The organism is Mycobacterium barrassiae (assembly GCF_025822765.1).
Classification (GTDB): Bacteria; Actinomycetota; Actinomycetes; order Mycobacteriales; family Mycobacteriaceae; genus Mycobacterium; species Mycobacterium barrassiae.
Genome location: NZ_JACKUK010000041.1, coordinates 47,564 through 63,076, shown reverse-complemented (window position 1 = coordinate 63,076; position 15,513 = coordinate 47,564). Strand labels below are relative to the sequence as shown.

Below are 15,513 nucleotides of genomic sequence, written 5' to 3'. Positions count from 1 at the left end.
CGTGGCCAAACCCGCGACGCAGCGCCCGAAGCTGCCAAGCGTTGGACGACTCGGACTGGTCGAACCCTCCGCGCCTACCGACCTTGAGCGGCTGGGCTGGAACACCGACGACCACGTCGAGTTGTTGTGGTCGCTGTCGCGCGCTCCCGACGCCGACACCGCACTGGCGGCGATCGTGCGCCTCGCCGACGCGTTGGGCGACGACTGGAACGAGTTGAAGCAGGAACTGCCCACCGACCGCGCACTGCGGGGCCGGCTGTTCGGCATCCTCGGCTCGTCGCTGGCGCTCGGTGACCATCTGGTCGCACACCCCGGCAGCTGGCGCCTGCTGGCCGGAAAGGTGACACTGCCGTCGGCCGACGATCTACGCACCCTGTTCGGCGACGCGGCCGAAAAGACAACCAACGCAACGGAAGCGCGGCAACCGCTGCAACGGCTGTACCGCGACCGGCTGCTGGTACTCGCGGGCCTGGACCTGGCGCCGGTCGTGGAGAACGAACCCGTCATGCCGTTCCCGACCATCGGTGAGCATCTGTCCGACCTCGCCGATGCCGCACTCGGCGCCGCCCTGACCGTGGCGTGCAAGACGGTGGGCTGTACCGAGTCGCCGCCACGGTTGGCCGTCATCGCGATGGGCAAGTGCGGTGCGCGCGAGCTGAACTACGTCAGCGACGTCGACGTGATCTTCGTGGCGGAGGACGCCAACGACAATCTCGCGACGGCGACGCGGGTGGCCGGCGAGATGATGCGGTTCGCCGCCGACGCGTTCTTCGAAGTGGACGCGGCTTTGCGTCCCGAAGGAAAGCGCGGCCAGCTGGTGCGAACGTTGGACTCGCATGTCGCCTACTACCAGCGGTGGGCCAAGACGTGGGAGTTCCAGGCGTTGATGAAGGCCCGGCCCGCGGCCGGCGACGCCGAACTGGGCAAGCAGTACATCGACGCGCTGATGCCGATGGTGTGGACGGCATGCGAGCGCGAGGACTTCGTCTCCGAAGTGCAGGCGATGCGCCGCCGCGTCGTCGAGAACGTGCCCGCGGGGATGCGGACCCGCGAGATCAAACTGGGCACCGGCGGGCTGCGCGACGTCGAGTTCGCGGTCCAGCTGCTGCAGATGGTGCACGGCCGCAACGACGAATCGCTGCACGTGGCATCGACGGTCGACGCGCTGGCCGCGCTGAGCGCGGGGGGCTACATCGGGCGCGACGATGCGGCGAACCTGACGGCGTCCTACGAATTTCTGCGGCTGTTGGAGCACCGGCTGCAACTGCAGCGACTCAAGCGCACGCACATCCTGCCCGACGAGAACGACGACGAGGCGTTGCGCTGGCTGGCGCGGGCCGCCCACATCCGTCCCGACGGCACCCACGACGCCCTCGGGGTGCTGCGCGAAGAGCTCAAGCGGCAGAACATGCGGGTGTCCCGGCTGCACGCCAAGCTCTTCTATCAGCCGCTGCTGGAATCGGTTGGCGCGTTTGGTATTCCGGAAGGGCTGAGCGCCGAGGCCGCCGAACGTCAGTTGGCCGCGCTGGGCTACGAGGGGCCGCAGAGCGCACTGACACATCTGCGGGCGTTGATCGGTGATAGCGGCCGCCGTGGACAGGTTCAACGGGTGCTGCTGCCGACACTGCTGGATTGGCTGTCGGACACTCCCGACCCGGACGCGGGTCTGCTGTCGTACCGGCGCATCAGCGAAGCACTGTCCGATGCGCGCTGGTACCTGGCGACGCTGCGCGACGAGGGCGCGGTGGCCAAACGCTTGATGCGCGTGCTCGGCACGTCGGCCTACGTTCCCGAGCTGTTGATGCGGGCACCTGAGGTCATCCAGTTGTACGCCGACGGGCCCAACGGACCGAAGTTGTGCGATGTGGAGCCCGAAGCGGTGGGCCGCGCGCTGGTGGCGTCGGCGGGCCGGCATTCCGAGCCGGCACGGGCGATCGCCGCGGCGCGCACGCTGCGCCGTCGGGAGTTGGCCAGGATCGCCTCGGCCGATCTGCTGGGCATGCTCGAGGTGACCGATGTGTGCCGTGCTCTGACGTCGGTGTGGGTGGCGGTGTTGCAGGCCGCCCTCGAAGCGGTGATCCGCGACAACACCGGCGAGGACGGTGTGCCTGCCCGCATCGCGGTGATCGGGATGGGTCGCCTCGGCGGCGCCGAACTGGGTTACGGCTCCGACGCCGACGTCATGTTCGTGTGCGAACCGAACGAGGGCGTCGAGGAGTCGGTGGCGGTCAAGTGGTCGGTGTCGGTGGCGGAGAAGGTGCGCACGCTGCTGGGCACTCCGTCGTCGGACCCGCCGTTGGAGATCGACGCCAACCTGCGGCCGGAGGGACGCAACGGCCCGCTGGTGCGGACGCTCGCCTCCTACGAGGCGTACTACGAGAAGTACGCGCAGACATGGGAAGTGCAGGCGCTGCTGCGGGCCCACCGCGTCGCAGGCGATCCCGATCTGGGGGAGCGGTTCCTGTTGATGATCGACAAGACCCGCTATCCCTCTGGCGGTGTTTCGCAGGAGGCGGTTCAGGAGATCCGGCGGATCAAGGCGCGCATTGACGCCGAGCGGCTGCCTCGGGGCGCGGACCCCAACACGCACACCAAGCTGGGGCGCGGCGGGCTGGCCGACATCGAGTGGACGGTGCAGCTGCTGCAGCTGCGGCATGCACATAAAGTGCCTGCGCTGCACTGCACTTCGACGTTGGAGGCGTTGAATGCGATCGGTGCGGCCGAGCTGATCGCCGAGAGCGACGTCGAACTGCTGCGCGAGGCCTGGCTGACGGCGACACGGGCGCGCAACGCGCTGGTGCTGGTGCGCGGTAAGCCCACCGACCAGCTGCCCGGTCCTGGCCGTCAGCTCAACGCGGTGGCACTGGCCGCCGGCTGGCACAACGACGACGGTGGCGAGTTCCTCGACAACTATCTGCGCGTGACGCGGCGGGCAAAAGCGGTGGTACGAAAGGTTTTCGGTGAATGAGCACGGTGAGTGACACGGTGAATGATCGGGCGTAGCGGATGAGCATGGATTTTGGGTTCGACCTGATCAGCGACGAGGAGTACGAGCGCCAGCGGGCGCTCTACGGACCGTTGACAGACTCGTTGCGCAGGCTCATCGAGGCCGGTCTGCACACCGAGGCCGACGAGGACACCGTCCGCGACGCCCAGGACAGGATCGAAGCGGTCGCCGAAGTCCTCGAGAGCAAGCAACGCGCGAAATCGACGCTGGTTCACGAGGCCACCGGGCGGCCGCTCGCATGGGCGAATCCCGCTGTCGGACTGCGGAATGCGATCGCACCGCCGATGGTCATCCATCACGAGGATGACGGGCAGTGCTGGAGCGAGTTCACGCTGTCCGGCGCCTACGAAGGCCCACCCGGATGGGTGCATGGCGGCATCTGCGCCCTTGTTCTCGACCACATTCTGGGCGAGGCCGCCAGCGAAGGGCTGACCCAGCCGAAGTTCACCGGCACGATCTCGCTGCGCTATCTGCGCGGCACGCCCCTGGGCGATCTGCGCGCGGAGGCCTTCGTGGAACGGGTCGAAGGAGTCAAGACCTTCGCGCGTGGCTATCTGAAGGACGCCAACGGCGCGACGGTCGAGGCCGAGGGTGTGTTCATCCGGCCGGCGTGGGCGAGGGACGCCGGATGACGATCTATATCAGCCTGGCCTTCTTGGAAACCAAAGAAGCCGTCGAAATCGCCAAGGCTGCAGACGATCTCGGATACGACGGCGTCGGCATCCCCGATCACGTGGTCAATCTCGAGACGCTGAAGACGCCGTATCCCTACACCAAGGACGGGAAGCGGCGGTGGGAGGCCTTCACCGACTGGCCCGACCCGTGGGTGCTGATCGGCGCGCTGGCGACAGTGACGAGTCGACTGCGGTTTGTCACGACCGTCTACCTGCCCGCGATGCGCGACCCGTACTCGGCGGCGAAGTCCATTGGCACGGCTGCGTATCTGGCCGGTGGCCGGCTGGAACTCGGCATCGGTGTCGGCTGGTGCGAGGAAGAGTTCACCCTGATGGGGCAGCAGTTCGCCCGCCGGGGCAAGCGCACCGACGAGATGCTCGAGTTGATGAAGGAACTCTGGAAGCCGGGCTGGACGGAGTTCGACGGCGAGTTCTACCAGACGCCGCGGCTGGAGATGGAGCCGACGCCACCGCACATCCCGATATTCGTTGGTGGGCTGTCGGACATCGCGCTGCGTCGCGCCGCCCGTCACGACGGCTGGATCGGCGATCTGATCACCACCGACCGGGCGATCGAGCGGATCGACAAGCTCCGCGAGCTGCGTACCGAAAACGGGCTGACGATGGACGATTTCGTCGTCATCACACCGTTGACCGACGCATTCACCCCCGAGCACTACGACCGCGCGCGCGAGGGCGGAATCGACGGCATCATCACGATGCCGTGGATGTTCTACACCGGACCGCAGGCTTCACTGGACGAGAAGATCGACGGTATGCGTAAGTTCCGCAAGGATATGGCGCTGGACTGATCAGCGGCGGAAGCGTCCGAGAAGTCCGCCGCGGCCCGTCGGCGCCGCGGTTCCGGTGACCACCCGCCCCGGCGCGACCCCGCCTGCACCGGCGCGCCGCCTGGCGTCGATCGACCACGCGCCGGCGCCCATCCCGGCCAGGAGCAGGAACGCGAAGCAGTACATGACGGCCATCTCGCCGCCGTTCACGAGCGGCCAGAACGACGTCGGCTCACCCTCGAGCGGCGGCCAGTGCATCCAGAAGTACGCCACCGCCATCTGACCGGATGCGACAAAGGCCGCGATCCGCGTGAAGAGTCCCAGCGTGATCAGGATGCCGAGTACGAACTCCAGCAGCCCGGCCCACCACATCGGCCACGAGCCGGTTTCGATGGGCACCGGCATGGGGGCCGGCCAGTCGAACAGCTTCTGGGCACCGTGCATCGTGTACAGCAGGCCGAAGACGATGCGGAAGATGCTCAGAAACGGCGAGGAGTAGCTGGCGAGACGTGCGTCCAGATTGGTCGTCATGTGATTCCACCCTACGCGCCGGCGGACAGGATTTTCACAGCTGAATGCCCAAAGGGCCGGCGGCGCAATCGCCACCGGCTCTTTGCTCAGAGCTCTTCACACGTCGTAATAGTGCGCGGTCTCCTATGACTGGCTGATGCCCGGTGAAGTAGACGACGATGGCCATTGCCCGGAACCGAGTGACGCCCGATTCGCGTGAACAACCCTACTAGCACCAGTAGACGGACCACCAGTTCGATGACGCCCGCATACCAGTTCGGCCAGGGGGCCGTCGGCGATGGGTCCCGAACCCAGGGGATGAGTAAATGTCGAGGCGGAAGTCCAGGGTCGGCATCATGAGCCGACAAGGCGGCGCGCGGCGTTTTTCTTGAGATGGTCGACGACCCGACATCGGCCAAAGTCCTGCCGTCCGGGCCGACGTCGGATTCGCGTGACATTACTACGTGTGAACGAGACCCGGTGGTAGCAGATAAGGGTCATAACTCGTTCGAAGGGCGCTAGCGTCGTCCAATAGTTCCAATAGTGACGATTGGCTTTGCGGCGAATCACGATCGCACGGCAATTCTTGAAAATTCTTGTAAAGTGCCTCCGGCGACGTTTCTGGCGTCATGCGATGACGAGGAGAACTCAACTGCCCACGATTCCGGCCCTGGGTGCCCGATTGCTCGGACGGCTCGCAGCGCTCACCGCGGTCATTGCAATTCCCATCTGTTCGGCGCCAGTGGTCAACGCCCAGCCACCACCGGCCCCTGATCCCGGCGCTGCCCTTACTCTGCCGCTGAACGATCTGGGTGAGGATGGCATGCTGGTGTTCTACGGGACCACGGCCACCCTCTCCTTGTACATCCCCGTGCCAGCGGGCTTATACCCGACATCGCTGAATGTCACCGTCGATCTTCCGTTCAATATGAGGTCCGGAACCTTGACCGTTACGCAGGATGACCGTCTCATCGGACAGATCGGGTTGCCACTGACAGACCTTGCCCCGCTCGTCATTCCCCTTAATGGTGTCCAGATTGTCGACGAGTCTGCATCTGTGAATCTGACACTGACCGCGCTCGCCGAAGACGGATACTGTCTAGATACAGAGAACCCGGTCAGATTCGTCAATGGTTCGGTCAGTTACGCCGGAGAGGCATTCGCCCCGACCACGGTCGCCGACTTTCTTCCGCCCCTGTTGCGCACCCTGACAATCGGGGTGCCTGCTACGCCATCAGAAGACGAATCTGAAGCGGCGGTGCAGCTCGCAGCCGCCCTGTCGGCACGCTATCGGAGCCAGAACCCGCAGGTAGTCCTCGTGCCGCTGGCCGACGACGCGACCATTCCCGGCAGCCCCTCGCTACCATTTGAACGCCGAATCATCATCAAAGAGGGTCCGGACGAAGGTGTTGCGTTAGTAGGTGCGGGACCGCCTGACCTACTCATCTCCGGGCCGGCGGACAAGCTCACCAATAACGCCCGGCTGCTTACCCACGGCTCTGTGAAAATGGCGCTGAGTACGAAGGTGATTCCGGGCGATCTACCGTCCGTTATTCCCCCACTGCCAGGCAACCTCGCGACGCTGACCGAGTTGGGCGCGTCGAAACTTTCTGCAGTGGGTGTGGCTCCGAGGGTGAGCATCGGATTGGACCAGACCCGGTTCGGTCATCCCACGCAGGGGATCCGGGTGCATTTGTTGGGGACGTACACGCCGGTTCCAGCCGCCTTGGGTTCACAGATGACGGCCTCCGTCGGAGGAGAAATCGTCGGATCCTGGCCGACTGAATCAAACGGTGTAATCGATCAGTGGGTGGAGGTTCCCGACCGCCTCGTGCAGCGTTTCACCAACCTGGACGTGAGAGTCGAGACCAGTGGCGAAACCGGATACTGTGGCGATTTCAGAGCGATTAGGCTGGAGATCAGTGGCAACACCGTGGTGGAGAAAGCTCCAGCCCAGCCGCCGATCCCGTCCGGTTTTCAATCCCTGCCACAGGCTTTGATGCCACGAATGCTGGTCGGCATTGGTGCGAACAGGTTCGCCGACACTGCCCGCGCGACGCAGATTGCGGTGGGACTCCAGCGGCTCAGCGCGGTGCCGCTCTCGTTTGACGTGTCATCTCTTGGGCAGGCGATGAACAGCGACGATCCGGCTGTCCTCATCAGTGCGGACGGCTGGACAGAGTCGTCGATTTCGCTGCCGGTGAGCTCCGAGGACGGGCGCCTGAAACTGACGGGTGCGATTGATGGTGGCGAGAATACGGCGGACACGACTCTCAGCCTTGACCCAGGGATTCAGTTCGGATCCCTGCAAACAGTGTTCGACGGCCAACGCTCCCTGCTGATAGCGACGTCCAATGGCGCGGCCGCGCAACTCGACGAGTTGCTGAGGTGGCTGGCCAGCGACCCCGCGCGATGGTCGAGCCTGCGTGGAAATGCGCTGGTCGCTGTTGCCGGCCGAGAGCCGGAGATAGTTCCAGATAGCGGAGCTTTCAGTGTCTACGGGCCATCGATGTCGTCGACGGCGCAGGAGTCCTCTGGCAGTTCCGATGGCATCTCGCCGTGGTGGGCTTTGGTCGGGGTCGGCGGAGCGGTCGCGGTCGGCATCGTTGCATTCTGGATGGGCGGTCGAAGGTCGCGGTCGGGCAGCGGCCAGCCGGCGGGCGATGATGACGTGCAGTCCTGACGAGGAAACCCTATGGCACGGTAATCGACGCCACGTTGACAGCATGCTCAACTCAGCGAGCCTGACGCGCCGGTCGCCGGACCGGTCGTTGAGTGCTGGTTATTCGTGATGCGCCTGCCCGACGGTAAGGATTCGGACGGCGACTACGAATCCGCCGCTGCGCCGAGCCTGACTGGGCGCAGCGTGCGTGGTTTCCTTTGGGCCCTGCTCAGCTTCGGCAGCGGAAAGGCGATCACCTTTGGTAGCACGCTTGTACTGGCTAGGGTGCTGACGCCCGAGGCGTTCGGTGTCATCGCGGCTGGATTGGCTTACATCGCATACCTGCAGGTGTTGGCGGATCTTGGTGTTGGCGCCTCGGTAATCTACGAGCAGGGCGAAGGTATCGGACGCCGCGTCCAAGTCGCCTGGACGTTGAACGTCGTGCTTGCCGTTGTCTTCGGTGTCGTCGGGGTGATCTTTGCCCCGTTTCTCGCAAACTTTTTCGGAGTCTCCGATCAAGCGAACGTATTCAGACTGTTGTCACTATCGGTGATCGTCACAGCGTGTGCCCTGGTGCCGACAAAGGTGCTCGAGCGGAACCTGGATTTCCGACGTCGCATCTGGATAGAGCTGGTGCCAGCCGCGGTGCGCGCCGCCGTTTCCATTTCGCTCGCGGTGGCTGGCTTCGACGTTTGGGCACTCGCAGTCGGCTACGTCGCAGGTGAGATCGTTCGCGTACCCGTGGCGTGGGGCCTGCTTCGCTTCCTGCCCAGATTCGTATTCGACCTTCCAATCCTGAAGTCGATCCTGGCGTATTCGGTCAACATGTTCGGTGTCGCTATCGTCTACGCGCTCGCAGGCTACGGTGACTACTTCGTCGTTCTGGGCGCGCTGGGCGCAACCGCGCTCGGCTTTTACACAATCGCCTACAAAGTCCCACAGTTGTTGCTCGACAATGTGTATTGGGTATTTTCCTCCGTCGTGTTTCCAGCATATTCAGCCGCTCGAGCCGTTGACGCCGCAACATTGCGGTCGGCCGTCGTACGTTCGTTGCGGGTGATCACATTGTGGGGATTTTCGACTGGAACTTTGATTGCCCTGTCTGCCGAAAACATAATAGTGCTTGTCTTCGGCGAGAATTGGCTACCTGCGGCTGCACCGATGGTTCTCGTAGGCGTCGCCCTGGGTTTGGGCTCGGTGCGATATGGTGTGTCGGATGTATTTCCGGCACTAGGCAGCCCGCGCACACTGCTGTTCGTGCTTGTTCCCGAGACAGCGTTGATTTTGTCGGCAATGGTGGCGGTGTCAAGCCGCGGCCTCACCTACATAGCGGGAGTTCTCGTCGTTAGCGAATTCATTTTCGGCACGCTTCTGACGATTCTCGCTGCACGCTTGGTCGGCCTGACGCTCGGGCCGGCGATTCGGGCGCTCCGGCCCGGGTTCATCGCCGCGCTAGGAATCGTTGCCCTAGGAGTTTGGCCGAACATTTTTCTGCCGCCCGGCTTATTGAGTCTGGCCTTGACCGCCTGTGCGGGCGTTCTCGGAGCATCCATCATGCTGTCGCTTTTCGCGCGCGAGACAATCAGAGAACTTGGCGCGATTGTGAAAAAGGCGATTTCCGGGCAGCGGAAGGCTGGCGCATAGATGGACGGCACGGCGCCTACGTGGCTTCGCGATTGCGAGGATCAATATCTGAATTCGGTAACGGCCCATGATGGGGAGGAGAAAACGAGGCTAATTGGCAAATTCAGTTGGTTCTCGTGCGCGCATCTGACAGCTTGACAGATGGGCCCCTTGGCAAGTCGACTTGATAGATGGGATTCAACCAAGTGAAACAGATCGCAAAGCGTCTCCTCGATAAATCTCCGCGAGCTGTCAAAGACTCCGGCAAGAAGATATTTCGTGGGCTTGTCTCGCCCTATGCGAGAGTACGCCTGTCAGTTGGTGTGCAGCCATTAAGTTTTTGGTGGGGGCGAGATCGTGGCCAGGAAATTGCCCGGTACTACCTTGAGGAGCTTTTTCTTCCCGAGTTCTCCGAAGATATCCGGGGCAATTGTCTCGAATTTTCCGCAAATGACTATACGTCTAGGTTTGGCGAAGATTCTCGGATCACGAAAATTGACATACTGAACCTTGAGGCGGGTAATCCACATACCACGATACAAGCCGATCTTACAACGGCAAACGACATCCCCAGCGACCAATTCGACTGCATAATCTGCACTCACGTGCTGCACGTAATCCCTGGCTTCGAGAAGGCGATTGCAGAGCTGCACCGCATTCTCCGACCGGGTGGGATCGTGCTGATTGCAGTGCCGCAGGTGAGCATGTGCTGTCCGGAGTACGGCGAACTATTTCGCTTCACGCAGGAGGGACTTCGGTTCGCACTTGCCGGCGCTTTCGAAGACGAGAACATCGTTACGCGGGCCTACGGGAACTCGCTGACTGCTGCAGGTGAGATTCGAGGCCTCGCGGCCCACGAGTTCACAAGACGACAGTTGAATCATCACGACCCACGCTTCGCAGTGGAAGTGTGCGCACGGGCAGTGAAGCGCTGAGCACTCGGTGCGTAGGTGACTTCGTCATTTCGGCGCTCCGGACTACCAGGATTCGACGGTCGGCACGATGGACTTGCGCGTCACACCTTTACCAGATCCTCGGTTGGCGATCGGCCGGACGGGGTGTACTTTGGCAGCCTTGCCAACATGCGGGACAGTGCCAGCCCAGCCCCCAGTCCGGTGCTGGCGCCGACGGCGCCGGCCACCACCGGAGCGAATGGCGCGCGCTTCTGGGAAGGGACGATCTGCATGCCACCGACCGTCCGCAAAGAGTATTGCAGGTAACCGATTGAGGCATTCAACGCTGATCCGGCATGTGCGGCGGCGAGTTGGATCTCGTCGCGGGCGGCACTCGCTGTGTCTGCGGTAGTGGTGAGCTTCAGCACTCCCCGCACCGGGTCGGCGGTGACGCTGACCGGCGAGGCTGTGTCCTGCAATATGGTCGCGAATGTGGGCAGAAGCTCCATCCGAGAGCGGATGTCCAGCGCATACGCGTACCAGCCGTCGATAGGCCCTTCCGGGACCAACGTCGCCCGTTGGGTCGCGGTGACGCTCGGGGAGCTGCTCACCGATAGGCACAGCCAGAATGCGAAGCATCCGAGTATCCCCGCCAGTAGCCAGACAGCGACACCACGCAGGAATCGGGGCACCACATCAACCGACAACGGCAACGCCGGCGCAAGTCCTGCCGCTAGGGCCAGCACCACTCCGAAGGCGCGGAAATACGCCATGTGCAACGCGATGCTGGCTACTGAATATGCGATGATCGCCGCGCACACCGCCGCGGCCAGCACCCGGTCGCTCGAGGCGGGCTTTGCGATGATCCGCAGTACCACCACGGTCAGAAATCCCAGGATGAGCACCGCCAAGCCAAGTAACCCGAAAATGCCGGACTCGCCGGCAAATTCGGCGTACATGTTGTGCGGGGCGCCGGCCGAACCCCGGGTAGCGGTGGACACCCCCCCGGCGTAATTGATCGTCTCACTGACGAATGAGCCGGGACCGAATCCGAAATACGGGCGGTCCTCGAACATCTTCCAAGCCATCTCGACGGCCGCGACTCGGTTCAGTGTCGAAGAGTCGATGTTGTAATACTCCTGGGCCTGCGAAAGGTCAACGACTGTCTGTACCAGCCGATCTCCGACGCCCGGCACCGCGAAAGCCAGTAGGGCCAGCGGCAGCACCGCCATGCCGCGCCGTCGAACCGATCGCTCGCAGGCGAGAAACCACACGGCCATCGCGATGCCGGCGGTCGCGTACGTCCCGCGGGACTGGGTCAGATAGATTCCAGCGAAAAGGGCTGCGAGCACCGGCATCCACATCGCCACTGCGTACCGCCGCCCGGAGCGCAGCGCCCTGGTCAGTAGAGCAGCCGCCAGGGGTAATGCCATGACCAGGTAACGACCCCAGAAGTTCGAGTCCGGCAACGGACCACCGTAGCGCAGCGTAGCGAAATTCTGGTCCGCTGCCGTCACAGCAGCCACGGCGGCGAAACCGCCGAACGGCATGGTGCCGCCGAAGATCAGCTCATTGATGACAGTCAGTGAACTCAGCAAAGCCAGCGGCACGACGAAGGCTACGGCTAGCACCCATGGCCGTGCGGTCAGCTGAACGAGTAGCAACATCAACATGACGAAAAGACAGTCGATTATTGCCCTGCGCATGGTGGTCAGTGATGCCGACATATCCACGCTGCCGATCGTGGCTACCGCCTGGGTGGCCAGAAACACGACCAGGAAGCCGGCGCACGCCATCGTCCACCCGTTGAGTCGACTCCTGGCTTTTGGATCGCGTAGCGCGAAGGCGACTGCCATCAGGCCCATCAGCAAGGATGCTGGAAAAAACGGGATTCCCAAGCGTGGGGCCAGCACCCCGGACACATTGGTGACCTCGACGACAACCATGATGGTCACCGCCAGAAGCGGACGCCGAGCCGCGAAGATCAATCCGATCCCGCCGATCGGCGCCGCAAGCAAAAGCACCGGGTTCCGCGGTCCCAAAATGACAAGTGCACCGAAAGTCGCGACCGCTGCCGCCAGGATGAACCCGGGAAGTTCGTTCGCGGGCGCAGCGGTCCGGTTCAAACTCGTCATGCCGAATGTTTAGCGCGATTCCCGACGGCAGCATCATTCTGGCCGAGGGGATCATGTTGGTGGGCGGCATAGCCTTGGTCGACGGCGTCGGTCTCGACGATGTCAGTAGGCTGATCGTCGGCGAGCCGCGAACCACCGCGTCGCCGCAGGAAATACCATCCAACACTACCGCCGCCCAGAAGCCCTGCGAGTGCACCTGCCGCCGCGAACTGTGCCCTGCCGGGAACGGGAACCAGACGCGCACTGCCCTCCGTCGGCGACAGCGCCTTCGCCAGGAATGGTGCGGTCACCGACGCTACTTCCGCGGACGCAGTAGTCAACACGTCGCTCAGCGCCGCCTCGGCGGCAGCCGACGAGTTCGCTGTCACACTGACGGAAAGTGCCGAGGTCTCCGGTAACGCATTGGCGCTGAGGGTAAGTTCGCTCGGCCGGACATTTGCGGCCTCGGCCGCTGATGTTAGCCAGCGAGAGTCTTCGTAGACGATAGCTGCCGTTCGACTGACTTGGCCGCGGGTCAGAACTTCCCAGAAACTGGATGATTCCGCGGTCGTCAAATCCGGTCGGGGAGTCAGCGCAATGTTGACCGACGCCGTGTAGCGCTGCGACGTCGGCGCCGCAAGCGCTCCCACTGCTGCCCCGAGACCAGCGCCGATCAGAGCGAAAAGAAGAATGACGAAGCGCCGCTTGATCATGGTGTCTCTTTCGCCGTCGTCCGGTGTTGTTGTCACAGGCCGAGCCGGTTGGGCCGAAGTATGCCGGGGCGGCCGTGACCACGTGCGGGAGCTGATCATAGTCGACGGCGCAGGTGCCGCACCGAACCCGATCGGCAAGCCGAATCGAGGCGGATCGCGAGGCCGGCCTCAATGACTACGCTCGTGGGCTCTCGCGCCCGATCCGGCTATCATCACTCAGGCTATTACGGGTTGGTTGGGGGAGAGTCACGTTGCTACGGGATGTCGCTCGCCGCGCAGCCGGTTACCTGCCAGCTCGGAGCGAATTGCTGCTACGTGTCGCGAGGAGCAGGCGTGGTCTCGGGGGGTTCTACGCGCCGGGCCAGGAATTGTCGGCGCTTGTGCCCAAAGGGAAGATCGCGATCGATGCCGGCGCTAACGTCGGCGTCTATTCATACTGGATCGCGCGCTCGGCGAGCGAACTGGTGGCGTTTGAGCCGCAGCCGCGCCTGGCAAAGCGACTCGCCGCCAGCGGAATCAAAGGCCTTACCGTGCATAATGTGGCCCTTTCCGACTGGGTCGGAGTCGCGGAGCTTCACGTGCCTCGCGCCCACGGCGAAGCCAGCCTGAGAAACCTCGACGTGGAAGTCGAAACCATTCAAGTGCCAGTGACTACCCTCGACTCCTTCGGGCTTGCCGACGTCGGGTTCTTCAAGGTCGACGTGGAAGGTCACGAGGAACCGCTTCTGCACGGTGCGGAAGAAACTCTCCGCAGAAGCAGCGCGTGCGTCTACATCGAGATCGAGGAACGCCATAATCCGGGCGGTCTCTCGCGGATTCTCGCATGGTTAGCTGACCTGGGTTACGCGGACGTGCAGTTTCGGCAACACGGGGCAATGCATCCGATCGCAGAATTCGACCTCGAGCGAGATCAACTGCAGCAACAGCCTCGAACCTCTTCATACGCAAACAACTTCATGTTCAGACGACCTCTTCGCTAGCCGCTCGCCGGACCTTCAATGGGGTCCGCGCCCCACGTCGAGTGCTGTTCGAAAAGCTGAGACAGCGCCGCCGTCGCGGTACGAAGATCGAACTGTTGCTCCACCAGCTTCCTTCCAGCCCGAGCATATTGCTTCGCGGCGGAGGGGTCACCGATGATCGACTCCATTGCATCGCGGAGACTTTTGGCATCTCCCGGAATAGCCAGCAATCCCGTCTCGCCATCGATGACGATTTCTGGGATCCCGGAAAGCGCCGTGGAAACTGACGGTAGCCCGCAGGCCAATGCCTCCATGAGGGCAACCGGCAACCCTTCCATTTGTCCGTCGGTTGCAATCACGCTGGGCAGGATAAACATGTCCGCCACAGCGAGAGCGTCGCGGACCTCGGTTTCGGTGCGGCTGCCGTGGAACGTGATCCGATCGTTGATCCCGAGTTCTTCCGCCAGCCTGCCAAGACAGTCACGGAGCGGACCCGAGCCAATGAGATCCAGCTGGATTCGGTCGACACCGGGCCCTCCGATCGCAAGCGCACGGAACAGCACCTGATGTCCCTTCTTTTCTCCCAAATACGCGACGCACAGCGCACGTATGGGTCCCTCTGCCGGCATCTCCCGCTCACGGAACGGATACTTGTCCAGGTCGATGCCGCAGTGCACGACGGTCACGGCCGCACCGGGGGCGAAACGATCCAGGAATCGGCGGTTGTACTCCGAGATCGTGACGGCGAAGTCCGCCTCTGCAATCTTGATGGCCAGCATGGACTGGTCGATGTAAAGATCGTGGGCGTGGGCGGTGAAGCTGTAGCCGACCCCGAGAAGTCGGTGACAAACCCACGCGGCAAGCGCCGGATACGTCGCGTAGTGAGCGTGGAGGTGCACTGCAACCTTCGAACGTTGCAGTTCCCTGGCATGCGCACAGGCAAGGGCAACCGTTACCAGGGCTCGCGCGAGCCGGCTCGGATGTGCGACGTATTCCCACGTGACCGTGGCAATCACGGACGCGAGGACTCGTGGGTTGCGCGCCGTCGCCCATCCGAGCCCTAGCAACGCCTCAGCCGCTGATGGGCGACGTAGTTGCGCGACCCACTTGCGCGCTATGGCGTGTACCGCCGAGGCGTGCGCCGGAAACAGCGATCGCAGCCCGAACGTGTAAGGCGTGCTCGACGCCAAAGCGTCGAGTTCGCGAACGATGAACGTCTCGGAGGGCTGGGGAAACCGGGAGACCAGGTAATCGATCCGAGCGGCGCTCACCGACGCCCCCGAACAACCGCGAGCAGCGATTCAGCGCCACCGAACCTGAACACATCGATCAGGGGCAGGGCCCGCAAGCATGCCATCACCCAAGCATCTACGGTCGATTCCACCCGGCAAGTCTGGCAGCCCCCGATCGGGCGCCGGAACCACCCACCCGGTCCCCGTCCAGATCGTTGACCGCGCCGAACGACTCGGCCCGGGTATTTCGTGCGAGCGAGCCTTTTCGGAATCCGCAAACCCAGGCCCGCGAGTCGGCACGCGCCCCAGTCCTTGACACGGCAGGCTGATGGATG

10 protein-coding genes and 1 pseudogene are annotated in these 15,513 nt (G+C 63.4%); 7 read left to right on the top strand and 4 right to left on the bottom strand.

Annotation, left to right across the window (positions count from 1 at the left end):
* Window position 1 precedes the first annotated feature (1 nt).
* Genes H7J93_RS26155 through H7J93_RS26145 form a run of 3 tightly spaced genes read left to right on the top strand, consistent with a single transcriptional unit; the run spans window position 2 to window position 4,493 of the window.
* Window positions 2-2,968, top strand: a complete 2,967-nt coding sequence (locus H7J93_RS26155) for a bifunctional [glutamine synthetase] adenylyltransferase/[glutamine synthetase]-adenylyl-L-tyrosine phosphorylase (RefSeq protein WP_267309189.1) — start codon at window positions 2-4, stop codon at window positions 2,966-2,968.
* Window positions 2,969-3,006: 38 nt separating this feature from the next.
* Complete coding sequence (locus tag H7J93_RS26150; protein WP_267309188.1) at window positions 3,007-3,639, top strand: PaaI family thioesterase; 633 nt, start codon at window positions 3,007-3,009, stop codon at window positions 3,637-3,639.
* Window positions 3,636-4,493 (top strand): TIGR03619 family F420-dependent LLM class oxidoreductase, encoded by an 858-nt coding sequence (locus H7J93_RS26145; protein ID WP_267309187.1) that lies wholly within the window; start codon window positions 3,636-3,638, stop codon window positions 4,491-4,493. The genes H7J93_RS26150 and H7J93_RS26145 overlap by 4 nt, the downstream gene beginning before the upstream one ends.
* An 84-nt stretch (window positions 4,494-4,577) precedes the next feature.
* On the opposite strand, the pseudogene H7J93_RS26140 reads toward H7J93_RS26145, so the two are convergent.
* A pseudogene (locus H7J93_RS26140) lies at window positions 4,578-5,003 on the bottom strand (DoxX family protein); the annotation flags it as partial.
* Window positions 5,004-5,616: 613 nt separating this feature from the next.
* Between H7J93_RS26140 and H7J93_RS26135 the strand changes: the two are divergent.
* The 3 genes from H7J93_RS26135 to H7J93_RS26125 all read left to right on the top strand — a co-directional run bounded on the left by H7J93_RS26135 (window position 5,617) and on the right by H7J93_RS26125 (window position 10,202).
* A complete protein-coding gene (locus tag H7J93_RS26135; protein WP_267309185.1) occupies window positions 5,617-7,665 on the top strand; it encodes a cellulose biosynthesis cyclic di-GMP-binding regulatory protein BcsB in 2,049 nt (682 codons plus the stop codon).
* Between the two features lie 108 nt (window positions 7,666-7,773).
* Window positions 7,774-9,288 carry an oligosaccharide flippase family protein gene (locus tag H7J93_RS26130; RefSeq protein WP_267309184.1) on the top strand — a complete coding sequence of 505 codons (1,515 nt, stop codon included), beginning with the start codon at window positions 7,774-7,776 and terminating at the stop codon, window positions 9,286-9,288.
* 170 nt (window positions 9,289-9,458) lie between these two features.
* Window positions 9,459-10,202, top strand: coding sequence for a class I SAM-dependent methyltransferase (locus tag H7J93_RS26125; protein ID WP_267309183.1), 744 nt, complete (start codon window positions 9,459-9,461; stop codon window positions 10,200-10,202).
* A gap of 80 nt (window positions 10,203-10,282) precedes the next feature.
* On the opposite strand, the gene H7J93_RS26120 is transcribed toward H7J93_RS26125, so the two are convergent.
* Both H7J93_RS26120 and H7J93_RS26115 read right to left on the bottom strand, forming a co-directional pair.
* Window positions 10,283-12,295: an O-antigen ligase family protein gene (locus H7J93_RS26120; RefSeq protein ID WP_267309182.1), complete on the bottom strand. Its 2,013-nt coding sequence runs from the start codon at window positions 12,293-12,295 to the stop codon at window positions 10,283-10,285.
* On the bottom strand, window positions 12,292-13,023 hold the full coding sequence (locus H7J93_RS26115; RefSeq protein ID WP_267309181.1) for a hypothetical protein: 732 nt from the start codon (window positions 13,021-13,023) through the stop codon (window positions 12,292-12,294). The genes H7J93_RS26120 and H7J93_RS26115 overlap by 4 nt, the downstream gene beginning before the upstream one ends.
* Window positions 13,024-13,367: 344 nt before the next feature.
* On the opposite strand from H7J93_RS26115, the gene H7J93_RS26110 reads away from it, so the two are divergent.
* Window positions 13,368-13,967: an FkbM family methyltransferase gene (locus H7J93_RS26110; RefSeq protein WP_267309180.1), complete on the top strand. Its 600-nt coding sequence runs from the start codon at window positions 13,368-13,370 to the stop codon at window positions 13,965-13,967.
* Here the strand turns inward: H7J93_RS26110 and H7J93_RS26105 are convergent.
* Entirely contained in the window at window positions 13,964-15,217 is a 1,254-nt protein-coding gene (locus H7J93_RS26105) for a glycosyltransferase family 4 protein (RefSeq protein WP_267309179.1), read from the bottom strand. The two genes, H7J93_RS26110 and H7J93_RS26105, sit on opposite strands and share 4 nt — an antisense overlap.
* Window positions 15,218-15,513 lie beyond the last annotated feature (296 nt).